At 56.9% G+C, this 24674-nt stretch carries 25 protein-coding genes; 6 read left to right on the top strand and 19 right to left on the bottom strand.

Features of this window, described 5'->3' with window-relative positions; all coding sequences use genetic code 11:
* Positions 1–169 precede the first annotated feature (169 nt).
* From V1566_RS14600 to sad, 8 genes are all read right to left on the bottom strand, one after another.
* The gene (locus V1566_RS14600) at positions 170–1615 is read right to left on the bottom strand and encodes a tagaturonate reductase (RefSeq protein ID WP_395303767.1); all 1446 of its coding nucleotides are present in this window, start codon (positions 1613–1615) and stop codon (positions 170–172) included.
* 118 nt (positions 1616–1733) lie between these two features.
* On the bottom strand, positions 1734–2261 hold the full coding sequence (locus V1566_RS14595) for a GNAT family N-acetyltransferase (protein WP_395303766.1): 528 nt from the start codon (positions 2259–2261) through the stop codon (positions 1734–1736).
* 82 nt (positions 2262–2343) lie between these two features.
* Entirely contained in the window at positions 2344–3309 is a 966-nt protein-coding gene (locus tag V1566_RS14590; protein ID WP_395303765.1) for a sensor domain-containing diguanylate cyclase, read from the bottom strand.
* A gap of 119 nt (positions 3310–3428) precedes the next feature.
* Positions 3429–4868: a diguanylate cyclase gene (locus V1566_RS14585; RefSeq protein ID WP_395303764.1), complete on the bottom strand. Its 1440-nt coding sequence runs from the start codon at positions 4866–4868 to the stop codon at positions 3429–3431.
* Between the two features lie 113 nt (positions 4869–4981).
* The gene (locus V1566_RS14580; protein WP_395303763.1) at positions 4982–5338 is read right to left on the bottom strand and encodes a DUF4186 domain-containing protein; all 357 of its coding nucleotides are present in this window, start codon (positions 5336–5338) and stop codon (positions 4982–4984) included.
* Entirely contained in the window at positions 5338–6264 is a 927-nt protein-coding gene (gene glsB, locus V1566_RS14575; protein ID WP_121423726.1) for a glutaminase B, read from the bottom strand. Before glsB ends, V1566_RS14580 begins: the two co-directional genes overlap by 1 nt.
* 62 nt (positions 6265–6326) lie before the next feature.
* Positions 6327–7916, bottom strand: coding sequence for a methyl-accepting chemotaxis protein (locus tag V1566_RS14570; protein ID WP_395303762.1), 1590 nt, complete (start codon positions 7914–7916; stop codon positions 6327–6329).
* A gap of 122 nt (positions 7917–8038) precedes the next feature.
* Positions 8039–9427, bottom strand: a complete 1389-nt coding sequence (gene sad, locus V1566_RS14565) for a succinate-semialdehyde dehydrogenase (RefSeq protein WP_395303761.1) — start codon at positions 9425–9427, stop codon at positions 8039–8041.
* A gap of 98 nt (positions 9428–9525) precedes the next feature.
* Between sad and V1566_RS14560 the strand changes: the two genes are divergently transcribed.
* Positions 9526–10404, top strand: a complete 879-nt coding sequence (locus tag V1566_RS14560) for a LysR substrate-binding domain-containing protein (protein ID WP_395303760.1) — start codon at positions 9526–9528, stop codon at positions 10402–10404.
* Here the strand turns inward: V1566_RS14560 and V1566_RS14555 are convergent.
* From V1566_RS14555 to V1566_RS14545, 3 genes are all read right to left on the bottom strand, one after another.
* Positions 10358–10840, bottom strand: coding sequence for a GNAT family N-acetyltransferase (locus V1566_RS14555; RefSeq protein WP_395303759.1), 483 nt, complete (start codon positions 10838–10840; stop codon positions 10358–10360). The genes V1566_RS14560 and V1566_RS14555 overlap by 47 nt on opposite strands.
* A 93-nt stretch (positions 10841–10933) precedes the next feature.
* A complete protein-coding gene (locus tag V1566_RS14550) occupies positions 10934–11725 on the bottom strand; it encodes a PhzF family phenazine biosynthesis protein (RefSeq protein ID WP_395303758.1) in 792 nt (263 codons plus the stop codon).
* Positions 11726–11752: 27 nt separating this feature from the next.
* On the bottom strand, positions 11753–12541 hold the full coding sequence (locus V1566_RS14545; RefSeq protein WP_395303757.1) for a PhzF family phenazine biosynthesis protein: 789 nt from the start codon (positions 12539–12541) through the stop codon (positions 11753–11755).
* Between the two features lie 177 nt (positions 12542–12718).
* On the opposite strand from V1566_RS14545, the gene V1566_RS14540 reads away from it, so the two are divergent.
* Positions 12719–13915, top strand: a complete 1197-nt coding sequence (locus tag V1566_RS14540; RefSeq protein ID WP_395303756.1) for a sugar transporter — start codon at positions 12719–12721, stop codon at positions 13913–13915.
* Positions 13916–13999: 84 nt separating this feature from the next.
* Here V1566_RS14540 and V1566_RS14535 read toward each other — a convergent pair whose 3' ends face one another.
* Positions 14000–14665, bottom strand: a complete 666-nt coding sequence (locus tag V1566_RS14535; protein ID WP_047647729.1) for a MarC family NAAT transporter — start codon at positions 14663–14665, stop codon at positions 14000–14002.
* A 255-nt stretch (positions 14666–14920) separates the two neighbouring features.
* Here V1566_RS14535 and marR point away from each other — a divergent pair, with 255 nt between their 5' ends.
* The 3 genes from marR to marB are packed head-to-tail and all read left to right on the top strand — an operon-like array spanning position 14921 to position 16009.
* A complete protein-coding gene (marR, locus tag V1566_RS14530) occupies positions 14921–15355 on the top strand; it encodes a multiple antibiotic resistance transcriptional regulator MarR (RefSeq protein ID WP_008502236.1) in 435 nt (144 codons plus the stop codon).
* A gap of 21 nt (positions 15356–15376) precedes the next feature.
* Positions 15377–15757 (top strand): MDR efflux pump AcrAB transcriptional activator MarA, encoded by a 381-nt coding sequence (gene marA / locus V1566_RS14525; protein ID WP_008502237.1) that lies wholly within the window; start codon positions 15377–15379, stop codon positions 15755–15757.
* A gap of 33 nt (positions 15758–15790) precedes the next feature.
* Complete coding sequence (gene marB / locus V1566_RS14520; RefSeq protein WP_395303755.1) at positions 15791–16009, top strand: multiple antibiotic resistance protein MarB; 219 nt, start codon at positions 15791–15793, stop codon at positions 16007–16009.
* A 32-nt stretch (positions 16010–16041) separates the two neighbouring features.
* Here marB and eamA read toward each other — a convergent pair whose 3' ends face one another.
* Positions 16042–16944 carry an O-acetylserine/cysteine exporter gene (eamA, locus tag V1566_RS14515; protein WP_339274054.1) on the bottom strand — a complete coding sequence of 301 codons (903 nt, stop codon included), beginning with the start codon at positions 16942–16944 and terminating at the stop codon, positions 16042–16044.
* Between the two features lie 194 nt (positions 16945–17138).
* Between eamA and ydeE the strand changes: the two genes are divergently transcribed.
* Entirely contained in the window at positions 17139–18332 is a 1194-nt protein-coding gene (gene ydeE / locus V1566_RS14510; RefSeq protein WP_395303754.1) for an efflux MFS transporter YdeE, read from the top strand.
* A 46-nt stretch (positions 18333–18378) separates the two neighbouring features.
* On the opposite strand, the gene zinT is transcribed toward ydeE, so the two are convergent.
* Genes zinT through urtA form a run of 6 tightly spaced genes read right to left on the bottom strand, consistent with a single transcriptional unit; the run spans position 18379 to position 24521 of the window.
* Complete coding sequence (gene zinT / locus V1566_RS14505) at positions 18379–19020, bottom strand: metal-binding protein ZinT (protein WP_395305994.1); 642 nt, start codon at positions 19018–19020, stop codon at positions 18379–18381.
* Between the two features lie 52 nt (positions 19021–19072).
* Positions 19073–19771 (bottom strand): urea ABC transporter ATP-binding subunit UrtE, encoded by a 699-nt coding sequence (urtE, locus tag V1566_RS14500; RefSeq protein ID WP_395303753.1) that lies wholly within the window; start codon positions 19769–19771, stop codon positions 19073–19075.
* Positions 19772–19780: 9 nt separating this feature from the next.
* Positions 19781–20578 carry an urea ABC transporter ATP-binding protein UrtD gene (urtD, locus tag V1566_RS14495; RefSeq protein ID WP_196354398.1) on the bottom strand — a complete coding sequence of 266 codons (798 nt, stop codon included), beginning with the start codon at positions 20576–20578 and terminating at the stop codon, positions 19781–19783.
* A complete protein-coding gene (gene urtC, locus V1566_RS14490) occupies positions 20578–21651 on the bottom strand; it encodes an urea ABC transporter permease subunit UrtC (RefSeq protein ID WP_395303752.1) in 1074 nt (357 codons plus the stop codon). Before urtC ends, urtD begins: the two co-directional genes overlap by 1 nt.
* Entirely contained in the window at positions 21651–23225 is a 1575-nt protein-coding gene (gene urtB, locus V1566_RS14485; protein WP_395303751.1) for an urea ABC transporter permease subunit UrtB, read from the bottom strand. The genes urtC and urtB overlap by 1 nt, the downstream gene beginning before the upstream one ends.
* Positions 23226–23249: 24 nt before the next feature.
* Entirely contained in the window at positions 23250–24521 is a 1272-nt protein-coding gene (urtA, locus tag V1566_RS14480) for an urea ABC transporter substrate-binding protein (RefSeq protein ID WP_395303750.1), read from the bottom strand.
* Between the last annotated feature and the right edge of the window lie 153 nt (positions 24522–24674).

Here is a 24674-nt window from a genome sequence, read left to right as displayed (position 1 = left end):
CCCTCACAGTTGCAAGCATGTTAACGAAACATTGAATTTTCTCGCCTGCTTAGCAATAGTCGCACAGTGTTGCATGTGCTTTTAAAAAAAGGGCCATATAGTATGTTGTAACTAAATAGAGGTGTAATTAAACCCGGCCGAAGCCGGGTCACGTGATCAGCAAAGGTATTTAACCGCTAACCGCTGCGCGCATTCCTTTCAGCAGAATGGCATCCAGATCCAGGGTGACCTGGTCAACAAGACCGGCGACCTGCGTCAGGTCCTGTTCCCAGTGCTCGCTCACGCTCAGCACTGACTGCACCAGGTCACGGGTACTCAGCTGCTGGTCCCGGTGCTGCGCCCAGAGCTGCTGATAACGTTCCAGCCAGAATGCATCATCCTGCACCGGATAGTTTTCCCCGTTACGCTCCGCGCGATAAAACGCGATCAATGCAGCCAGAGCGAACGTCAGACGTGCAGGCAATTGTCCGCCTGCCTTCTGCCCTGCCAGCAGTTGCGGCAGGATGCGGGTGCGGTATTTGGTCATGCCGTTGAGCGCAATGGAAAGCAGCTGGTGTCGGATGTAGGGATTACGAAAACGCCCTGTTACCGCACTGGCGAATGATTCCAGCTCGTCACGCGGCAGATCGAGGACAGGAATAATCTCCTGATAAATCGCTTTCTCGACGAATGCGCAGATCTCTGCATCATTCATCGCCTCGCCCACCGTATCCAGCCCGGCCTGGAATGCCACCGGCACCAGCGCCGTGTGCGCGCCGTTCAGGATGGCGACTTTGCGCTCTTTGTAGGGCCTGATGTCGTCGACAATCAGCACATTTAACGGGTACTTATCCAGACGAAGTTCCTGAGCAAGGGATATCGGCCCCTGGATAACGAACAGATAGAAATGTTCAGCCGTGTCCAGGAACCCATCGTGATAGCCCAGCTCAGCTTCCAGCGTGGCTGCTTCGTCGCGCGGGTAACCGGTCACGATTCGGTCAACCAGCGTCGAGCAGAAGCTGTTGGCGTCGTTTAGCCACCGGATAAAGGCCGCAGGCAGCGCCCACTCCTGGGCATAGCGCAGAACGAGTTCACGTAGTGCATCACCGTTGTAGTCAATCAGTTCGCACGGAATGATGATCCAGCCTTTATCCGCTGCACCGTTGAAGTGGCTGAAGCGCTCAAACAGCAGTCGCGTCAGCTTCGCCGGGTAGCTCACCGCTGGGGCATCGTCGAATCTGTCCCCCGCGTGGTAGCTGATACCCGCTTCGGTGGTGTTCGAGAAAACAAAGCGCATATCCGGGTTGTGTGCCAGTTTCAGAAACGCGGCATAGTCGTCATAGACGCTGATTTCACGGTTAACCGAGCGAATAAGACGGCTCTCACTCACCGCTTCACCCTGTTCGTTCAGGCCGCGAATGATAGTGGTATACAAACCGTCCTGAGTGCTTAGCGACGGCGGGAAGTTGCTCTGAATAGGACGGACGATAACCACACCGGCGTTAAGATCGGTATGTTCATTTAACAGGTCAATTTGCCAGTCGACAAAAGCACGCAGGAAGTTGCCTTCGCCAAACTGAATGATGCGTTCTGGGTATTGAGCACCGGGAAAATCACGACGGTTGAGCGTGTTCACAAGGAGGTTCCTTATATGATTAGTCATACAGCATGATAAGATTGGTACGATAACTTATCAAAACTTAACGACCGGGAACCCTGTTTTGATCAATCCACGGCGTAGTTGTACAAAATAATCATAAGAACTTATAGAACACGGATGTGGCCGTCATGGCGCCGTCCGGCATCAGCACATAGCGAGGGATCTCGCCCACCTTTTGCCATCCGCCGCGCTGGTAAAAGGTCTCGGCCCCGCTGCCGGTGGAGGTATCGAGTACCAGAACCGAAATGTTCCTGGCCCGGGCCTCAGCTTCAAGCGCTTCCATAAGCGCCATCGCGGCCCCTTTCCGGCGCGCTTTCTCGTGAACCAGCAGCTTCGCCACATCGGCGCGATGCGGCTGGTTTTCCGGCTGGTCTGTGATTAGCTGCACTGTTCCGATAACGCCGTCCTGCGGGTCGACACAGGCCAGCACGAGGCGCTCGTTGCGCCCTACGCTTTCAGCAATGCCGCGCCAGAAAGAGCGGCCCTTCTCCAGGCTAAAGGGAAGCATAAAGCTGACGGACGCCCCGCCGTTCACACAGTTTTCGAGGATCCCGGCCAGCGCATCAAGGTGGGTGAGAATTTCGTCTCGGGTGAGATTTTTGATTTGCAGTGAGGTATTCATTGTTTTTCCTTACGTTGAATACCGTCACTGTGCATTTAACATCTTCTTAACGCAAACGGATCGGACATAGGCTTTTGTTATGTCACCGGGCGCGCTGGCGCTGCTGCTTCATGGCATACATCTTTTCATCGGCATCTTTTAACCACTGCTGCAGGTCGTTGACGTTATGATCGAATTCACTTAACCCCCACGAGAAGTGAAGCGACCAGGGGTGAAGCTTCCGGGCGTTATAGCTTTCGACCTGCTCGGCGAGATACTGCATGGCAATCCAGGCACCCTGCTCATCCGTATCCGCGAACAGCACGGCGAACTCGTCCCCGCCAAAACGAACCAGCAGATCCGCTTCACGGAAAGAGGCACGCATCAGTTGTGCCATGGCTTTCAGCGCCTTATCCCCCTCTTCATGCCCGAAGCGATCGTTAATGTCCTTAAAGCGATCCAAATCCAGCCAGCCGAGCGTCAGCGGCTCGGCACGGCGCCGGGCAACGGAAAGCGTGAAACGCACGAGTTGATTAAAGCCCCGACGGTTGAATAACCCGGTTAATTCATCCGTAGTTGCCGCGCTGATGGCAGCAAATTCATCTTCCGCCAGCGCGCCAAGGTCTCCCAGGACGGCGAGGTCGGCGGCCGAAAACTCGCGGGGAGCGTAATCAATCAGGCACAGCGAGCCAACGCTTGCGCCGTCACGCAGGCGCAGCGGGAAGCCCGCGTAAAACCGCACGCGAGGTTCACCGGCCACCAGCGGGTTATCCGCAAAACGATCGTCCTGAAGCATATCCCCCACCACCAGCGGTGCTTCGGTAAGGATTGTATGGCCACAAAACGAGATGTTACGCGGAACGGTGTCGGGTGCCTGACCATCAGCCGACTTCACGATGAGCGAATGCTCATCAATGAGATTGACCATCGCCAGCGGCACCTGGAAAAAACGTTTTGCCAGTCGCGTTAACCGGTCAAACGCCGGGGAACTGTCGATCTCAAGCAGACCTGATTCTCGTAGCGAGTTGAGTCTGTCCGTTTCATTTTCAGGGGTTGCAGGTGCTTTCATAATGTCTCCTGACGTAAAGCGTTACTAAAAGCGTAGCTTAAACAGAGACATTGTCAGTGTTCTGACATCCTGTTAAGCCGCTTACTATTCACGTCAATGCCTTATGACGATTAACGCAGCTATGTTTCACTCCCGGAGGGCGCGGTAATTTGCTCGCCCGCCCCCCGGGAGCTGGTACGGTTTCGACCCGCTTTTTTTGAACGATAGAGATGATCGTCCGCTTCGGCCATGAGCTTGTTGAAGACCTCGGTCAACTGCCACGACTCAGCCTTTCCGCTTCCGAGGCCAATACTGACCGTCAGAAAGAGCGTCTGTTGACGCCATGTAAAAGGATGGCTGGCAACGGTTGACCGGATACGTTCAGCCAGTGCAAAACCGTGCTGTGCGTCGCCTGAATTGACCACCACAGCGAACTCTTCCCCGCCCATGCGCGCCACCATGCCGTCTTCGCCGACAACCTGCTGAACCTGTCGGGCAAACGACGCCAGCACGCGGTCTCCGCACTCGTGGCCGTAGTTATCATTAATGCTTTTGAAATAATCAATATCCAGCAGCATGACGGTCAGAAAACGTGTATGCCGGTACGTCTCTTCATGCTTTAACGCCTCGTAAAGCCCGGAACGCGAGTAGACGTGCGTTAAAAAGTCATAATCCGCCCTCAGCGAAACCTGGCGGATCAGGGAATTAATCGCCGCCATGCTGACGGAGACCATCACCGGACAGATCGCCATCGTGGCGATGCCCAGCCTGGCTGAAAACATCATTGGCGTCGTAAACGGCGTCGCCACGGCAATATTAATAATCGAGTTGGCGACCAAAATGATTTCAGTGGCGCCCGTGATAAACGTCAGCAGACAGGTCGCAGGCAATGAGTAACGAACCGCACACCAGATAAGTGCGGGCAGAGGAAACGAGAGGCTCCCCGCGCCGCCAATCACCACCGACGCGACCACCGAGACGATCAACGCCATCACCGGCAGCAGCTGCTCCAGACGTAATCTGAGTTCACGCCCGGGCATACGTAACGTGAGCATGCAGGGCACAACAAGCACGCCGGTTGAAAACTGCTCGCTAAACCAGTCGGCAAACAGTGGCCAGAAGGTATGACGGTCAATCCCGACCGACCCCACCGCGCCGAGCAAGGCACAAAGCAGCGCGGCAATCAAACAGTAGTTAAACAGGCGCAATGCGTTAAGCGGATCGGGGGTTTTCTTCATCAGCCGCTTGTCGCGCTGAACCAGTACGGCGACGACAACGATAAAGATCATGTTAGACAGGTTGATCACCACTGAGGCCATACCCCAGTTGGTCGTCACCGCGTCGTACAACAGCATTGCGACATAACATACCGCATAGTAATGCAGGCGATTCAGGTAAACATAGCGGGCGAAGATCCCTGCCATGACGCCATTTAGCGGCCAGAACAGCGACAGGGCCTCAACGAGCCGTAATTCCGCCCCCACAAAATAGAATAAGGTGGTGAGGATGAAGATCGTCGATGCATTTCGCAGCGGCGTGTCAACCTGGAACGGCCTGAAAGCGGTAAGAGCAGAACGCATTAAATATCATTCCATATGAAAGCTTATGGCAATTATTGCGGTCGTCAGCATGATCGGGACTAACTTGGGATGCATCTATAACACAAATACCACTGGAGCATAACTCGTCAAATTTAGGCGTTCATCTCCAGCACCAGCCAGTGGCGGATGACGCTGACGATATAATTTTGTTGCGTCGCGGTGAGCGTTACGCCCTGTGGAATGTTATGCCATTTTGCCAGACAGCCCCGACAACAGGTGGCGGTGGCATGCTGGGCGATAAACACCGGGTGACCGCGCATGGGCGTCTGTTTACCGTCGTTTGCGGGGTGCGCGGGCGCAAGGCGCTTTTCGACAAAATCCGCGGCATGCTGGTCAATGGTTTCGGGGCCTTTGTCCCAACAGTACTGTCGTTCCTTATCGCCTAAGCGAAAGCGCGAGCGAAATGTCGATCGCGCAAGCCGGGAGAAGAGAGGATCCAGATCGGACATCAGTATACGGAACGTCCCAGACGCTGGGTCAGTTTCTCCAGAACCGCCACGCCAGCAAGCGAATTTCCCGTTTCATCCAGTTCCGGGCTCCAGACGGCTATCGCCATTTCATGCGGCACAATCGCCACAACCCCGCCGCCGACGCCCGATTTAGCCGGAAGCCCAACGCGCCAGGCAAACTCGCCGGCGTTTTGATACATTCCGCTGGTGGCCATCAGCGCGTTAACCTGACGAGCCTGAAGCGGAGAAACAACCTCCTGATCGAGATGCGGGGCGTGCCCCTGATGCGCAAGGAACAGGAACGTCTGAGCCAGCTCAACGCAGCTCATTTTCAGAGCGCAGTAATGGAAGTAGTTTTGCAGCACTGTCGCCACGTCGTTATGAAAATTACCGAAAGATTTCATCAGCCATGCGATAGCCGCGTTACGGGCGGAGTGTTCAAACTCCGAGCGTGCCACCACCGCATCATAGGCAATATCGTCAACGCCCGAGAGCTGGCGAACAATCTCAAGCATTCGCTGGCGCGGTGCGCTGAGGCGGCTTTGCAGCATATCGCAGACCACCAGCGCCCCGGCATTGATAAATGGATTTCGCGGTTTACCCTGCTCAATCTCAAGCTGAAGCAGCGAGTTAAAAGGCTGGCCGGAAGGATCTTTACCGACACGCTCCCAGATCTCGTCTTCTTCATACTGGCGCATCGCCGCAACCAGACTCAGCACTTTCGAGATGGACTGAATGGAAAAACGTTCCGTTGCATCGCCGGCCTGGTATCGCTGTCCGTCGATGGTACAGATAGCAATCCCCAGCTTATTCCCGCTCACCGAGGCAAGGGCCGGAATATAGTCGGCAACCTTCCCCTTTCCAATTAACGGACGAACCTGCGCCAGAATCTCGTCCAACATCTCATTATGGATGACCGCAGCCACACTTTGCTCCTTGCCCTCAGGCTAAAACGGGCTGCGAGTATAACAGAGGCTTATGTATTGCGTCAGGCGCTAAGACGAAAACGCGAAACGGCCTGCAATAAAAGATCGGATTGCTTTTGCAGCCGCTCAGAGGCATCCGAGGCGTCAGAGACCAGCAGGTCCGTCTGACGGGAGACCTGATTCAGCGCCTGAAGCTGGCGCGTCATCTGGTGAATACTGTCACCCTGACTGAGCGTGGCGGTGGAGATCTCATTAAGCAAACTGCTTAAATTGCCCACCAGACCGGTGACCTGCTGCAGATTCTCTTCCATCAGGGTAACGGCCCGAGAACCGTCTTCAATACCCTGCAGCGAGCGGTTAATAAGCTCCTGAATGGTCTGCGTCGAGTGGCTGCTTTTTCTGGCCAACAGCCCGACTTCCCGCGCGACGACGGCAAAGCCGCGCCCCTGGTTTCCGGCATGGGCCGCCTCGATGGCCGCATTCAGCGCCAGGATGTTGGTCTGAAACGCCACGCTGTCGATCATCGCCACGATCCCGCGCATCTCAGAAGATCGGTCGACGATCGCCTGCATAGAGGCATTGACGGTAGACATCATCTGGTCGCCGCCCACGGCGGCCTGGCGCGCTTCATCGGCCCGCGAGCTGGCGAGCCTGGCATAGCCGGTATTCCCTTCCACATGGCTTTCCAGCGACGCAATATGCGCCGTAACATCCTCAAGCTCTTTCGCCTGGCGCGCTGACTGCTGATACAGCTTCTGATTACCCTCCGCCAGGGAGCCAATGTTCTCCACCATGGTGGCAGTGGCATGGCTGACCTGCGTCACCAGCTGCTGCAGACCGTGCTGCATCGTCGCAATACTGTCGCTAAGCTGCCCTATCTCCCGGTTGAAGCGCATGACGTCCGGCGGCGTGCCGGAGAGATCCCCTGCCGCCAGCCGGTTAATATGCGCAATCAACCGACGCAGCGGCGAAATCACCCATCTGGACATGCCGAACCAGACGGCAACCGCGATGGCGAGCAGCAGCACCGGCGCAAACAGGAATAACGTTTGCAGGCCGGAGAGCTGTGCCATTAGGCTCTGGCGCCCCTGCATGGCCTGCTTCTCGCTTGCCTGCTGATAGCGCGCATAGTTGTCGTTAAAATCAGACTGAAACGCCTGAGCCGGTACGGCAAAAAAAGCGTCGATGGTATTGGTCTTGAGAAGCCCGTCTGCCTGCTCCTTGATCGCGCCGTAGAAAAGCTGATAGCTGTTCACCAGGGCGTCATCTTTCGGCGGATTCAGCGCCAGCCAGGCCTTCCACGCCTGCTGAGAAACCTTCAGCGCCTTTTGCGCATCGTCCATCAGGCTATGCCAGCTTCCGTCGGAACCGGTCTCTTTATCCTGCATAAACCAGACGCCGGAGCGGTTAAGCAGGTCGCTTGCCGCCAGCAGGGAAACGCGGGCCAGATCCAGCTTGCTCTGCTGCTGCCAGGCCAGCAGGTTTTGCTGCTCGTTACGCTGGGCGTCGTTCAGGGAGGCGTTAAGCAGGAATGACGAGGAGAGCTGCAGCGCGGAGAAAAGGCCAATAATGCAAAAGATACCCGTCAGCAGGCCAAAGTGACGAGGGGTGAGACGCTGCGCAATACGGCGAAAAATTTGCGTTAGGTTCATAATTATCTTCATTAACAATGCGTTAGACGCGTGCGAGTCTACGAAATGAAAATGACAGAACCATTGCAGATAAATGACAACGGCCCTCGTGATGAGGGCCGAAATCACAGGCGGGCGATAAGTTACACGCGATCCTTCCACACCGTCTGCACGTTGCAGAACTCGTGCAGCCCAAAGTGGGAAAGCTCGCGGCCAAAGCCGCTTTTCTTCACGCCGCCGAAGGCAACGCGCGCATCGCTGGCGCTAAAGCCGTTGATAAACACGCCGCCGCACTCCAGTTCGCGGGAGAATTTATCCGCAAGCGCTGCGTCAGAGGTGAAGACGGTGGCGGACAGGCCAAAGTCGCTGTCGTTGGCAAGCGTCAGGGCGTGATCTGCGTCTTTCGCAACAGTAATGGCCGCGACCGGACCAAACAGTTCCTGGCGGAACGCCGTCATCGACGGGGTGACGTTGGCCAGCACGGTTGGCGCGTAGTAATTGCCCTCTCCGCTGATCTTCTCTCCGCCCAGCAGCAGCGTTGCCCCTTCGGTCAGAGTGGCCTGCACCTGCTGATGCAATTCATCGCGCAGGTCAAACCGCGCCATCGGGCCAATAAAGTTCTCTTCCCGATCCGGTGCGCCAAGCTTCAGCGCAGAAACGGCCTCGACAAAACGACGGGTAAAGGTCTCTACAATACCCTCCTCGACGATAAAACGTTTCGCCGCCGCGCACACCTGCCCGGTATTCTGGTAGCGACCCGCCACCGCCGCCTTCACGGCAAGATCCAGGTCGGCATCGTTGAGCACGATAAACGGGTCGGAGCCACCCAGCTCAAGAACGCATTTTTTCAGCGCGGCTCCCGCCTGCGCGCCAATGGCCGCACCGGCGCGCACGCTGCCGGTGACGGTCACGGCCGCAATCCGGCGATCGTTAATCGCCTGGCTTACGCCGTCATTGGTGGCGTTCACCCAGCCGAATACGCCTTCAGGGAAACCGGCATCCGCAAAGATCTGTGCAATAAGATCCGCAGAGCCGAGCACGTTTGGCGCATGCTTAAGCAGATAGCTGTTACCTGCCAGCAGGATCGGCACCGCGCCGCGCAGCACCTGCCAGAGCGGGAAGTTCCATGGCATCACCGCGAGAATCGGCCCCAGCGGACGGTATTCAATGACCGCGTTGTGGTTTTCCACCTGCGTAGGCTCCGCACGCAGCATCGCCGGGCCGTGCCCGGCATACCAGTCGCACAGACCGGCGGATTTTGCCACTTCCGCCCGCGCCTGCAGGATAGGTTTCCCCATTTCACGGGAGATTATCTGCGCCATCTCTTCCGCGCGGTTTCGCAGCGCGGCACCGAGATCCCGGAGCTTCTGCGCCCGGTGAGACACGCTTTCACGTCGCCACTGGCGATATCCCGCATCAGACTGAGAAATCGCGCGTTCAACCTCTTCCGGCGTCGCCCAGGGATACGCAGCGAGGGTTTCACCCGTTGCCGGATTAACAGAGAGGGAATGTGTAGCAGATGAATATTTCATGATGTTCTCCACGCATTTCGGTTGATTCATTGTGGCTCACTCTGTTATTTCTTAAAAATGAATAATACTAACCACCTTATTCACGAAACGAGAATGCTATGGACCTAACCCAGCTTGAAATGTTTAACGCCGTCGCGCTGACGGGCAGCATCACCCAGGCGGCGCAGAAGGTGCATCGCGTGCCGTCTAACCTGACGACCCGCATCCGCCAGCTGGAAGCCGATCTTGGCGTTGAGCTGTTTATTCGTGAGAACCAGCGTTTGCGCTTATCCCCCGCCGGGCATAACTTCCTGCGCTACAGCAGGCAGATCCTCGCCCTGGTGGATGAAGCGCGCATGGTCGTCGCGGGGGATGAGCCGCAGGGGCTATTTGCCCTCGGCGCGCTGGAAAGCACCGCCGCGGTGCGCATTCCCGAAACGCTGGCGCAGTTTAACCAGCGCTATCCGCGCATCCAGTTTGCCCTTTCTACCGGGCCATCCGGGACGATGATTGATGGCGTACTGGAGGGAACCCTCAGCGCCGCCTTTGTCGACGGGCCGCTGTCGCACCCGGAGCTGGAGGGCATGCCGGTCTACAAGGAAGAGATGATGCTGGTGACGCCTGCCGGGCATGCAGAGGTGACGCGCGCCACGCAGGTCAGCGGCAGCGACGTTTATGCCTTTCGCGCAAACTGCTCGTATCGCCGGCATCTGGAAAGCTGGTTTCATGCGGACAGAGCCACGCCCGGCCGCATTCATGAGATGGAGTCCTATCACGGCATGCTCGCCTGCGTCATTGCGGGCGCGGGCATCGCGCTGATGCCGCGCTCGATGCTGGAGAGTATGCCGGGACATCTTCAGGTTGAAGCCTGGCCGCTGGCGGAAAACTGGCGCTGGCTCACCACCTGGCTGGTGTGGCGACGCGGGGCGATGACCCGCCAGCTGGAAGCCTTTATAGCGCTGCTAAACGAACGTCTTCAACCAGCGCCTTCTCCATAAACAGGCTGAGCGGGTCCTCAGCGTACGGGGCAAATGCCGGACGCAAATCGTACCCGCACTGCTCATACAGACGAACCGCGGCGCGCTGTTTGATGCCCGTCTCCAGCCTTACCGTGTGGCAATGACGGCTCAGGGCTTCATCTTCCAGGGCGGCCAGCAGCGTCTCGCCGAGATGCTGCCCGCGATGGGCCGGATCGATATAGACCCGCTTCATCTCCCCCGTTCCGTCACCGTTGAGAACGATGGCTCCACAGCCCACGGCGTGCAGCTGCTGGTCACGAATGACCATCAGGATCAGCGAGGCTTCCGGCAGCGCAGCGAGGTCGAGCAGATGATTGCTTTCGGCGGGATAGAGTTCACTCTGATAGCGGTCAAGCGCCGCGATCAGGTTGATAATGTCCGGATGACGTGCAGATTCAGAGGTAATGGAATACATGGCAGGCTCCTTGCTTTTTTTTGAGACTAAATTTCAACATAGCGCAGGCCTGCCAGGGTGCTTCATAGTATTAACTTATAGCGCGTCACTCAGCTAACGCAGGAAAACACGCCCTTTCAGATACAGGGTCGCCTGGCCACCAATCAGCACGCGGTCGCCCTTCAGCTCGCAGCGTAGATCCCCGCCACGGTATGAGACCTGGCGGGCATTGAGTGACGTTTTGCCCAGTTTTTCGCTCCAGTACGGGATCAGCATGCTGTGGGCGGATCCCGTGACCGGATCTTCCGGCACCCCTTCGCCCGGGCAGAAGAAGCGGCTGACGAAGTCATATTCTTCTCCCGGCGCCGTCACGCAGACCATTTTATCCAGCGGAAGCATTGCCCCAATATCCGGCGTTAACGCTTCCACCTGCTGCTGGCTCTCCAGCACCACCACGTAATCCCGTCCGACGCGCACCTCTTTTGCCGCTGTGATGCCCAGCGCGCTAAACAGCACCTCGGGAGGATTATCCACAACCTCCGTCGACCACGCTGGGAAGTTCAGCGTCAGCCAGTCGCCGCTGCGTTTAACCGTCAGTTCACCCACGAAGCGGGTGGTGAAGGTGATTTCGGTATGCGGGTAATCCAGATATTCGAAAATGACGTGTGATGCGGCAAGCGTAGCGTGACCGCACAGGTTAATTTCATCCAGCGTGGTAAACCAGCGCAGCTCAAACCCGCCGTCGGTCCGCACGAAAAAGGCGGTTTCAGACTGATTATGCTGCTGCGCCATTTTGAGCAGCGTCTCGTCCGGCAGCCACTCTTCCAGAGGACATACCGCTGCGGCGTTGCCGCCAAAGGTTTTGTCGCTGAAGGCATCTACCAGATAAAAATCAATTTCCTGCATTGTCTCTTCCTCTTTTGTTATGGCTATTTAGCGCAGAAAAACTGTGCCTTTCAGATAAAGTGTGGCCTGCCCGCTCATCAGCACGCGCGAACCTTTCAGCTCACAGCGTACATCGCCACCGCGCGCTGAAACCTGACGGGCAAACATCGTTGTTTTGCCCAGCTTTTCGCTCCAGTACGGGATCAGCATCGTGTGCGCGGAGCCGGTGACCGGGTCCTCCGGGACGGAAACACCCGGGGAGAAAAAGCGGCTGACAAAATCATATTCCCCCTCACCACGCGCCGTCACGCTCACCTTATGCTCGCCCGGTGTCATCGCCGAGAAGTGTGGCACAAGCGCTTCAACCTGCTGGCGATTATCCAGAACGATCAGCCAGACGCGCCCTTTACGGGCTTCAACGTAGCGGCTGATACCCAGCGCCGAAAGCATTTCCGGCGGGGGCGTCTCTTCATGGGTTGGACATGCCGGGAAGTCCAGCGTCATCCACTCCCCCTCCCGGCTGACCGTCAGGCGGCCAGAGGCGGTTTCAAAGTGGATCCGCGAATCCGGGTAATCCAGCTCGGTAAACAGCACGTGCGCGGCCGCCAGCGTAGCGTGGCCGCAGAGATTGACTTCGGTGAGCGTGGTAAACCAGCGGAGCTCAATGCCCCCTTTACTGCAGACGAAAAAAGCCGTTTCCGACTGATTATGCTGCTGCGCCATTTTAAGTAAGGTCTCATCGGGCAACCACGCCTTCAGCGGGCAAACGGCTGCCGGGTTGCCGCCGAACGAGGTCTCGCTGAACGCATCTACCAGATAAAAATCAATCTCCTGCATTGTCTTACCGCCTGTTTTTATTGTGTTGTTCTTTTATATTCAATGAAAACAGTATTCCCGGCTACCGCTTTTATAAGGTAAATATTGAGAGCTGCATCACATAATGGTTGAGTTTTCGCCGTTTGACGTTTTAAGATCGTCTCCTCTTCTTTTCAGCAACGAATCTCCGACATCCCTATGACAACGAACACAGTTTCCCGCAGGGTTGCGTGGCTACGCGTGGTCACGCTGGCCATTGCCGCGTTTATTTTTAATACCACAGAATTTGTTCCGGTTGGGCTGTTGTCTGACATCGCTGAAAGTTTCCAGATGGAAACGGCTCAGGTGGGCATTATGTTGACCATCTACGCCTGGGTAGTGGCGCTGATGTCCCTGCCGTTTATGCTGCTGACCAGCCAGATGGAGCGGCGCAGGCTGCTGATCGGTCTGTTTGTGCTGTTCATCGCCAGCCATGTTCTGTCGTTTATGGCGTGGAGTTTTACGGTACTGGTCATGAGCCGCATCGGCATCGCCTTTGCCCATGCGGTGTTCTGGTCGATCACCGCGTCGCTGGCTATTCGCCTGGCGCCGGCGGGTAAACGCGCTCAGGCGCTGAGCCTGCTGGCCACTGGTACCGCGCTGGCGATGGTGCTGGGCCTGCCGATTGGCCGCATCGTGGGGCAATACTTCGGCTGGCGTACCACCTTCTTCGCCATCGGTATGGGTGCGCTGGTTACGCTGGTATGTCTGATTAAACTGCTGCCCGCGCTGCCCAGCGAGCATTCCGGCTCGCTGAAAAGCCTGCCGCTGCTGATGCGTCGCCCGGCGCTGCTGAGTATCTACCTGCTGACCGTCATTGTGGTGACGGCCCATTACACGGCGTATAGCTACATTGAACCCTTTGTGCAGGTTGTGGCGGGCTTTAGCGCCAGCTTTGCCACCGTTTTACTGTTGATCCTCGGCGGAGCCGGCATTATTGGCAGCCTGCTGTTCGGTAAGCTGGGTAACCAACATGCCTCGATGCTTGTGAGCAGCGCCATCGGCCTGCTGCTGGCCTGCCTGCTGCTGCTGATGCCTGCCGCAGGCAGTGAGAGCCATCTGGCGATCCTCAGCCTGTTCTGGGGCGTGGCGATCATGATTATTGGTCTGGGCATGCAGGTGAAAGTTCTGGCCCTGGCACCGGATGCAACGGACGTCGCCATGTCGCTGTTCTCCGGGATTTTCAATCTGGGGATTGGCGCGGGGGCGCTGGTGGGAAATCAGGTCAGCCTGCACATATCGATGTCAGCGATTGGCTATCTGGGTGCCATTCCGGCTCTGGTGGCGCTGGTCTGGTCGGTGCTCATCTTCCGTAAATGGCCGGTGGCGCTGGAGGAACAGGGGCAGCACGGGTGAGCCTTCTTGCCGGGTGGCGGCTTCGCCTTACCCGGCCAACAAAACCCGTAGGCCCGTGCAAGCGAAGCGCCGCCGGGCAAAACGTCAATGATAGGTCTTAATAATTTCCAGCACGCCGTTAATAATAAACTGCACGCCCATACAGACCAGTAAGAAGCCCATCAGACGGGAAATCGCCTCGATACCGCCCTTGCCTACCCAGCGCATAATGGCGCCAGAACTGCGCAGCGACGCCCACACGATAATCCCGATAATCGCAAAAATCAGCGGTGGCGCAACCGTTAGCACCCAGTCCGGGAAGGTTGCGCTGTCGCGCACCGTTGACGCGGAGCTGATGATCATCGCGATGGTACCCGGCCCCGCCGTGCTCGGCATGGCAATCGGCACAAAGGCGATATTCGCACTCGGTTCGGTTTCCAGCTCTTCCGATTTACTGGCCGCCTCCGGCGACTCATGCGCTTTTTGCGCCGGGAACAGCATGCGGAAACCGATAAAGGCCACAATCAACCCCCCGGCGATACGCAGGCCAGGGATGGAAATCCCGAAGGTATTCATCACCACCTGCCCGGCATAGTAAGCCACCATCATGATGGCAAACACATATACCGAGGCCATCATCGACTGATGGTTGCGCTCGGCGCTGTTCATATTCCCTGCCAGCCCGAGGAACAGCGCCACCGTCGTTAACGGGTTAGCCAACGGCAGCAAGACCACCAGCCCAAGGCTGATTGCTTTTATTAAATCCAACATAGTGCGTTGTTGTCCTTATCCATATTTAACACAGCAATTATAGGGTGAAAGTGTGACATTCAGCCATGGGCGCAACGTAACGATTATTTTCCTCCGGGAATGATAACTGACAGTTATCTATATGATTTGAAAGACCTCAAAAAGAGTTCATGAAACGTTTTAGCAATTCGTGGCATCGGCTGACTCATTCAGTTGACTTATACTTGCCTGAGCAATAATATCTGCCGTGACTAACTACTTGCCAGGGCAACCATTGTGAAAAGCACCAGTGATATCTTTAACGACGTTGTTCCGCTGGGTCGTCTTATTCATATGGTAAATCAGAAAAAAGATCGCCTGCTCAACGACTATCTGTCACCGCTGGATATCACCGCAACACAGTTCAAAGTGCTGTGTTCCATTCGCTGCGAAGTGTGTATCACACCGGTTGAGCTGAAAAAGGTGCTCTCTGTCGATCTGGGCGCGTTAACCCGCATGCTCGATCGTCTCGTCTGCAAAGGATGGATAGAACGAAGCCCTAACCCGAATGACAAACGCGGCGTACTGGTGAAGCTGACCAGCGATGGCGCGGCCATGTGCGAGCAATGTCATCAATTAGTAGGACAAACACTGCATCAGGAACTAACAAAAAACTTAACGGCAGATGAAGTGGCAACCCTTGAGCTTTTGCTGAAGAAAATCCTGCCGTAAACAGAAAAAAGAGGTATGACGATGTCCAGACGCAATACTGACGCTATTACAATTCATAGCATTTTGGACTGGATCGAAGATAACCTGGAATCGCCGCTCTCCCTTGAAAAAGTGTCAGAGCGTTCGGGTTACTCCAAATGGCACCTGCAACGGATGTTCAAAAAAGAGACCGGTCATTCATTAGGTCAATATATTCGCAGCCGCAAGCTGACGGAAATTGCCCAGAAACTGAAAGAAAGCAATGAGCCGATCCTTTATCTGGCGGAGCGTTACGGATTTGAATCGCAACAAACCCTGACGCGTACGTTCAAGAACTATTTTGACGTGCCGCCTCATAAGTACCGAATCACCAGCGTGCCGGGCGAATCCCGATACCTGTATCCGTTAAAACACTGTAGTTAATCATCGCCTGTAACAGACGTAACCGAGGAAATCATGAAAGTTACCGCCTCCGCCGCCCTCGCCTTGCTGATGCTGTTCTCCAGCCAGACCTTCGCGGAGCAAACCCCTCGTGCAACGCAGCAAAATAATCCTGATACGATGATTTTGCCGTCAGCACATGACCAGTCGCCTTATGATTTCAACCATATGGGTGCTGGTAGCGACAAATCCGACGAATTAGGCGTGCCTTATTATAATCAGCACGGCCTCTGATTCGTTTTTGCCCCGCAGACGCGGGGCTTTTTTTATGCCTTTCTTACCCGCGTCGCCCGACGCACGCGCAGGCCAAAGACGTTAATGTACAGCCCGGCCATGATCAGCACGGCACCAATCAGCTGCAGCGCGCTCAGCGTTTCATCCAGTAAGAGTGCCGCACTGGCAAGCCCCACCACCGGCACCAGCAGGGATAACGGTGCGACGCGCCAGGTTTCATAGCGCCCCAGCAGCGATCCCCAGATACCGTAGCCCACGATGGTGGCGACAAAGGCCAGATAGACAAGAGAAAGGATCGTGGTCAGGTCGATCTCGACCAGGCTGTTGAGCATGACGGCCGGGCCATCCAGAATCAACGCCGCGACCATAAACGGTACGACAGGGATCAGGGCGCTCCAGACCACCAGAGACATCACCTGCGGGCGCGCCTCGTGCTGCATAATCAGCTTGTTAAAGATATTCCCGCAGGCCCAGCTCAGCCCCGCCGCCAGCGTCAGCATAAAGCCCAGCAGCGCCACGTGTTGGCCATTCAGGCTGGCCTCTATCAGCACCAGTACGCCAAACACCGCCAGCGTGATCCCCGCCAGCTGTTTGCCCTGCAGGCGCTCGCCAAACACAAACGCGCCGAGAATAATGGTAAAGAACGCCTGTGCCTGTAAGACCAGCGAGGCCAGGCCAGCCGGCATACCGAACTTGATGGCGCAGAAGAGAAACGCGAACTGGCCGAAGCTAATGGTCAGACCGTAGCCCAGCAGCAGCTTTAACGGGATCTTCGGACGGGCGACAAAGAAGATGGCCGGGAACGCAACCAGTAGAAAGCGCAAACCGGCCAGCATCAGCGGCGGCATATTGTGTAACCCCAGCTTGATGACTACAAAATTTAGCCCCCATACTACGACCACCAGCAACGCCAGCAGCCCGTCTTTACGCGTCATACCCTGCCCCTGAATTATTAATATTTTGTTAACACTTCAAGGTAACAGAAAAAAGTGTGCCGCGAGAAGATCATTAATTCTGGCAGTCAGCTGAAGCACTTAGGGACAAATCGGGTGCTATACAAGCCCCTTATGTCATGGTAATCCTGTTAACACACATCTAATAAAAGCATAAGCAACTGTCGGGCAGGAATATGAAACCATCTCTCAGGCGCTCTACCGCGGCGCTGCTGGCATCGTCATTGTTATTAACCATTGGTCGAGGGGCAACGCTGCCGTTTATGACCATTTATCTCACGCGCGTCTATAGCATGAGCGTCGAGAATATTGGTTATGCACTGACGATTGCGCTGACTATCGGCGTAGTGTTCAGCCTGGGATTTGGCATTCTTGCCGATAAGTTTGATAAAAAACGCTACATGCTGATCGCGATCGTGGCCTTTATCGCCGGATTTGTCGCGATCCCGCTGGTCGATAACGTCAAGCTGGTGGTGTTGTTCTTTGCTTTGATCAACTGCGCCTATTCCGTCTTTTCGACGGTGCTGAAGGCCTGGTTCTCCGACGTGCTCACCACGAGCCAGAAAGCGCGCGTCTTCTCGCTGAACTACAGCTTCCTGAACATTGGCTGGACGATCGGACCGCCGATTGGCACCCTGCTGGTGATGTACAGCCTGCAGCTACCGTTCTGGCTGGCGGCCTTCTGCGCCGCGCTGCCGCTCGGATTTATCCATTTCTTTGTGCAGAAAAGCGTTGCGCTGGATACCGCCGAGGAGAAGATGCCCTGGCAGCCGTCGGTGCTGCTGAAAGACCGCGCCCTGTTCTGGTACACGCTGTCTGGCCTGCTCGCGTCATACGTCGGCGGATCGTTCGCGACCTGCATTTCGCAATATGTTCTGGCCGCGCATGCAGACAGTAATTTCGCCGAAAAGGTGGTCGCCGTGGTATTACCCGTCAACGCCGCCGTGGTGGTGACGCTGCAATATGCGCTGGGTCGTAAGATCTCTGCCAGCAATATTCGCCCGCTGATGACCCTCGCCACCCTGTTTTTTATCGTGGGGCTGGGTGGCTTTATGCTCTCCGGGGAAAACCTGGTCTACTGGGGCATCGCTGCCGCCATTTTTACCCTGGGTGAGATTATCTATGCGCCGGGTGAATACATGCTGATCGACAACATTGCTCCGCCGGGGATGAAGGCAAGCTATTTCTCCGCGCAGGCGCTGGGCTGGCTCGGCGCGGCGGCAAACCCGATGATCACCGGTATTATTCTGACCAACCTGCCGCACTGGTCGTTGTTTGTCATCATGATGGTCGCCATCGTCATTGCGTGGCTGATGATTTTGCGCGGCATGAGCGTGAAGGCGTGGTGCGAGTCGCCCAAAGCGGCGTAGCAAATGTAGGCCGGGTAAGGCGCAGCCGCCACCCGGCAGTAAAGCATCAGTGGTGCAACATCTCCTCCACCACCTGCTCTTTGTACATCTCATTCGGATAATAGGTCGGCCAGTTATCCATCTCTTTCAGCAGCGCCTCGTGGGAGGTGTTGCCCATGAAAATGTGGAAATGCGAAGAGGCCTTCGGCGCGATGGTATGGTCGCTGAACTGCACGAACTTCGGTGCCTTGCTGCTGGCGTCCTTACACTCAAACAGGTAGCGAACGCCTTTTTTACCCGATGCGTAGGTCAGTATTTTGTAACCGCTGTAATCATAATGACAGCGGCTGACCGCTTTGCCTTTATGAAATTCCATCACGTTATTTTCAATGCCGATGGCATCCACGTCCGTCGCATATCCCTTACGGTAGTACGCTTTCACCTCATCAAAGCTTTTGCTTTTGTCTTTCTGCGCTTTCTGTTTAAAGACCGGATCCAGAGAACCATCGAGCAGGAACGGATAGACCGACTGCCAGGTCCCGTCCCAGTCAGACAGCGTTCTGTCCTTCACGTCTTTATCCTCAAACACACCGTTCGCCGCTTTCTGTTCCGCTTCAGTCATCTGATGGCCGTGCGAATGAGCAAACAGCTGGCCGCTGACCAGCAGCGCCCCCAGAGTCATGGCAAATTTTCCAATATGTGCAGTCAACATAACACCCTCATTCCGTTTGATAAGAATGCGAATGTTATATTATAACATTTCAGATCGCAACCAGCCCGCGCACGCCCTCCTGCTCCATGTTCTCACCCCGGCCGCGCTGGATAATGGTGCCGCGCGACATCAGCAGGTAGCTGTCGGCCAGCTCGGCGGCAAAGTCGTAAAACTGTTCAACAAGCAGGATCGCCATGTCGCCCCTGTTCGCCAGGGTGCGGATCACCAGGCCAATCTCCTTAATCACTGAAGGCTGTATGCCTTCCGTGGGCTCATCGAGGATCAGCAGCTGCGGGCGGCTCGCCAGCGCGCGACCAATCGCCAGCTGCTGCTGTTGACCACCGGAGAGATCGCCCCCGCGACGGTGCTTCATCTCTTTGAGCACCGGGAACAACTGCCAGATCTCGTCCGGCACCTGCTTTGCCTCGCGGGCGGAAAAGCGCGACAGCCCCAGCAGGAGATTCTCTTCCACGGTCAGCCGCGGGAAAATCTCCCGTCCCTGCGGGACGTACGCTACGCCAGACTGCACCCGCTGGTGCGGCTTACTGTGGGTGATCTTTTTCCCCTGCCAGATGACCTCCCCGGTTTTCGCCGGGATCAGCCCCATCAGACACTTCAGCAGCGTGGTTTTCCCCACACCGTTGCGACCCAGCAGACAGGTGACTTCGCCGGTGACGGCCTCAAAGCTCACGCCGCGCAGGATATGGCTGCCGCCGTAATACTGATTCAGTTCGTTGACCTGTAACATTCCCTCTCCTTAACGTCCCAGATAGACCTCAATCACCTGCTCGTTAGCCTGCACCTCGCGAAGCGACCCTTCCGCCAGCACCCGCCCCTGATGCAGCACCGTCACATGGTCGGCGATGGTTTCAACAAAGCCCATATCGTGCTCCACTACCATCAGGGAGTGCTTGCCCGCCAGCGCTTTGAACAGCTCTGCGGTGTATTCCGTTTCCGCGTCGGTCATCCCGGCGGCGGGTTCATCCAGCAGCAGCAGGTGCGGGTCCTGCACCAGCAGCATGCCGATCTCCAGAAACTGCTTTTGTCCGTGGGAAAGCAGCCCGGCGCGACGGTCGCGCTCGCTGCTAAGGCGCAGCAAAACCAGCATCTCATCAATGCGGTCGCGCTGTTCACCGTTGAGTTTTGCCCGCAGGCTCGCCCAGACGGATTTATCGGTTTTCATGGCTATCTCCAGGTTTTCCCACACCGTCAGCGCTTCAAAAACGGTGGGTTTCTGGAATTTACGCCCGATCCCCTGGCGGGCAATGGCCGCAGGCTCCAGCGCGGTCAGGTCGATGGACTGATCGTAAATCGCCCTGCCGCTCTTTGGCCGCGTTTTGCCGGTGATGACGTCCATCAGCGTGGTTTTACCGGCTCCGTTGGGGCCAATCACGCAGCGCAGCTCACCCACGCCGATATTCAGCGAGAGATCGGTCAGGGCCTGGAATCCATCAAAATTGACGTTAATGGCCTCAAGCTGAAGCACCGGGTCGGTCTGTTCACGGTAACGATCGCCGGGCAACTGGCGGGTAAATAACCCTTCGGCTGGCTGCATTATTTCTCTCCCTTACGAAACAGGCCGTAGACGCCGCGCGGTAAAAACAGCGTGACGGCGATGAAAATCAGCCCCAGAAACAGCTGCCAGTATTCCGGCATCGCGACGGTGAAGAAGCTCTTCGCCCCGTTGACCAGCGCCGCGCCAATCACCGGACCGACCAGCGTGCCGCGCCCGCCCAGCGCCACCCAGATCGCGGCTTCAATCGAGTTCGTTGGTGACATTTCACCGGGGTTGATAATGCCCACCTGCGGGACGTACAGCGCCCCAGCCAGGCCGCACAGCACGGCAGAGAGCGTCCATACCAGCAGCTTGAAGCCGCGCGGATCGTATCCGCAAAACGTCAGGCGGTTTTCGGCGTCGCGAACGGCGGTCAGGATGCGGCCAAACTTGCTCTTCGCCAGCGCAAATCCGGTGCCTAACGCCAGGATCAGCAACAGCACGGTCGCCAGAAACAGCGCGATACGGGTGGTCGTTTCCGTCACCGAGAACCCGAGCAGCGTGGTGAAGCCGGTAAAACCGTTATTGCCGCCAAAACCGGTTTCGTTGCGAAAGAACAGCAGCATCCCGGCATAGGTCAGCGCCTGGGTCATAATCGAGAAATAGACCCCTTTGATCTTTGAGCGGAAGGCAAACCAGCCAAACACCAGCGCCAGCAGGCCCGGCACCATCACAATCAGCACCAGCGCCCAGGCAAAATGCTGGGTTCCCCACCAGAACCACGGCAGTTCGCTCCAGGAGAGAAACGACATAAACGCGGGCAGACCGTCACCCGCGGCCTGTCGCATCAGATACATCCCCATCGCGTAGCCGCCCAGAGCGAAGAAGATGCCGTGTCCAAGAGAGAGCATCCCGGCATAGCCCCAAACCAGATCCAGCGCCACCGCAACGATGGCATAGCAAAGGATCTTGCCAGTCAGCGTCAGCATCCAGGTCGACAGCGCCAGCGGATGCGTCGCAGGGAGTAAGGCGAAAAACGGTAATATCAGCAGACACACCACCAGCAGGCTGCCTGCAAGTTGGGTTGTGCGTGGCGCTTTGCGCGCCAGCGTTAAGGTCAGCGGCTGGCTCATCAGTCAATCACCCTCCCTTTCAGCGCAAACAGCCCCTGCGGGCGTTTCTGAATAAACAGCACGATCGCCACCAGAATCACGATCTTGCCCAACACCGCTCCCATCTGCGGTTCAAGAATTTTATTAAAGATCCCCAGACCAAAGGCCGCAGCCACGCTGCCTGCCAGCTGGCCTACGCCACCAAGAACGACCACGAGGAAAGAGTCAATGATATAGCCCTGGCCCAGCTCCGGCCCGACGTTACCGAGCTGCGATAATGCCACGCCGCCTAACCCGGCAATCCCCGAGCCAAGCCCAAACGCCAGCATATCGACGCGACCTGTCGGTACCCCGCAGCAGGCGGCCATGCTGCGGTTCTGCGTCACCGCCCGCACGTTGAGCCCCAGACGGGTTTTATTCAGAATGAGCCAGGTAAAGAACAGCACCAGCAGCACGAAGCCAAGCACCACAATGCGGTTCCACGGCAGCGTCAGGTTGGCAAAAACCTGCACCCCGCCGGAGAGCCATGCGGGGTTGGCGACCTCCAGGTTCTGGGCGCCAAACGTCATGCGCACCAGCTGGATAATCATCAGGCTGATCCCCCACGTCGCAAGCAGCGTTTCCAGCGGACGACCGTACAGATGGCGAATCACGGTGCGCTCCAGTACCATCCCGATGCCCGCCGTCAGGCAGAACGCGACCGGCAGCGCGATAACGGGATAGAGTGCCAGCCACTGGGGCGCAAGCCCGGCCATCGCCTGCTGCACCATCCAGGTGGCATACGCGCCCAGCATCAGCATCTCGCCATGCGCCATATTAATGACGCCCAGCAGGCCGTAGGTGATGGCAAGCCCCAGCGCCGCCAGCAGCAGCACCGATCCCAGGGACAGCCCCATAAACGCCTGGCCCAGCAGATCGCCCCACATCAGTCGATACTGGATCTGGCTAAGGCTCTCCTGCGCGGCAGCGCGAACCCCGGCGTCAGGCTCGGTTTGTGCCTGGGTAAACGGGGTAAGTCTGGACTCCACGTCCGGATCGTCAGACTGCCCTAATAATTCGACGGCCTTGCGGCGTACCTCTGCCTGCGGGCTGGAGAGCTGGAGATTCGCCACCGCCAGCAGCAGCGCCTGACGTGCCACCGCGTCCGTTTCATCGTTTACCCGCTTTTCCAAAAAAGCGAGCATTCCGGGCTGGGCATCCCGCTGAAGCTGGCGCGCCGCCGCGCGCCTTTCGGTGACACTGTCACTCACCAGCTGATGCGTAGCGATGGCCGTGGCGGCCAGCACACGCAGCCGGTTAGTCAGGCGAACGGCTTTGGCCGGCCCTTCGGCCGCCTTAGCGTCACCGAGCGAGACCAGTTGACCATTGCGCTGCGCAAAAGCGTGCTTTTGGCTGTCGGTATACAGGTTTTCCTTTTGCAGCGCCTGCAGCAGCGGCAGCCTTACCGCGTCCGGCGCGACGGCCCACTGCGTCAGCAATTCCGCCTGCTGGCTGCGGCTGGCGGCAACAAAACGATCGGCATCCGATGCCTGCGCCATCCCTGGCAGCAGTCCGGAAAGCCATACAAGAGCGATGAACATGCGCATGGCGTTCATGACGTTTCTCCCTGCGGTGATGGCTTAGTTGCTGGCGGTTTTCATCGGCTGGTCGGGCTTTTTATCGTTTCCGGCGATGAACGGGCTCCACGGCTGGGCGCGTACCGGCTGCTGCGTCTGCCACACCACGTTAAACTGGCCGTTGCCTTCGATTTCGCCGATCATGACCGGCTTATGCAGATGGTGGTTGGTGGCATCCATGGTGAGCGTAAAGCCTGACGGCGCCTTAAAGGACTGACCGGCCATTGCCGCACGCACTTTATCCACATCGGTAGTGCCTGCTTTTTCCACCGCCTGCGCCCACATATGGATCCCTACCCAGGTGGCTTCCATCGGATCGTTGGTCACCACAGTATCGGCGTTCGGTAGCTTATGCGCTTTGGCATAGGCTTTGTAATCTGCCACGAAGGCCTGGTTGGTCGGGTTATCCACGGATTCAAAGTAGTTCCACGCGGCCAGGTTGCCGACCAGCGGTTTGGTGTCGATCCCGCGCAGCTCTTCTTCACCCACGGAGAACGCCACCACCGGCACGTCCGTCGCCTTCAGCCCCTGGTTAGCCAGCTCTTTGTAGAACGGAACGTTGGAATCGCCGTTGATGGTCGAGACCACGGCAGTTTTGCCGCCCGCAGAGAATTTCTTGATGTTGGCGACGATGGTCTGGTAGTCGCTATGGCCAAACGGGGTGTAAACCTCTTCGATGTCCTTATCCTCAACCCCTTTCGAGTGCAGGAAGGCGCGCAGGATTTTGTTGGTGGTACGCGGGTAGACGTAGTCCGTGCCCAGCAGGAAGAAGCGTTTCGCCGCACCGCCGTCTTCGCTCATCAGGTATTCCACCGCCGGGATGGCCTGCTGGTTCGGCGCCGCGCCGGTATAGAACACATTCGGCGACATCTCTTCGCCTTCGTACTGCACCGGGTAGAACAGCAGGCCGTTCAGCTCCTCGAAGACAGGCAGGACGGATTTGCGCGAGACAGACGTCCAGCAGCCGAACACTACCGCCACTTTATCCTGACTTAACAGCTGACGCGCTTTCTCGGCAAACAGCGGCCAGTTTGAGGCCGGGTCAACCACCACTGGCTCCAGCTTCTTGCCCAGCACGCCGCCTTTCGCGTTGATCTCATCAATCGTCATCAGGGCGACATCTTTCAGCGGGGTTTCTGAGATCGCCATGGTGCCGGAAAGAGAATGCATAATCCCCACTTTGATGGTATCGGCCGCCTGCACGCCGAAACTCATTCCCATAGCAACGACAGAGGCAGACAACGCAAAGGCTTTTAATAAAGTACGACGATGCATATTTTCACTCCTGAAAAAGAACGCAGTGCGAAAACGTCCGTTACGGCGTGGACGCGGAAAAAAATGTCTCAGCGAAGCAGGAGCAAAAAGGATGCCAGAATGGAGGAAGCGCGAATGCAGGAGGTGAAGCGTAGGATGTAAAGAGAATGTCTC

The organism is Enterobacter sp. ECC-019, assembly GCF_043974075.1.
GTDB lineage: Bacteria > Pseudomonadota > Gammaproteobacteria > Enterobacterales > Enterobacteriaceae > Enterobacter > Enterobacter asburiae_D.
This window is presented reverse-complemented; position numbering and strand designations above follow the sequence as displayed.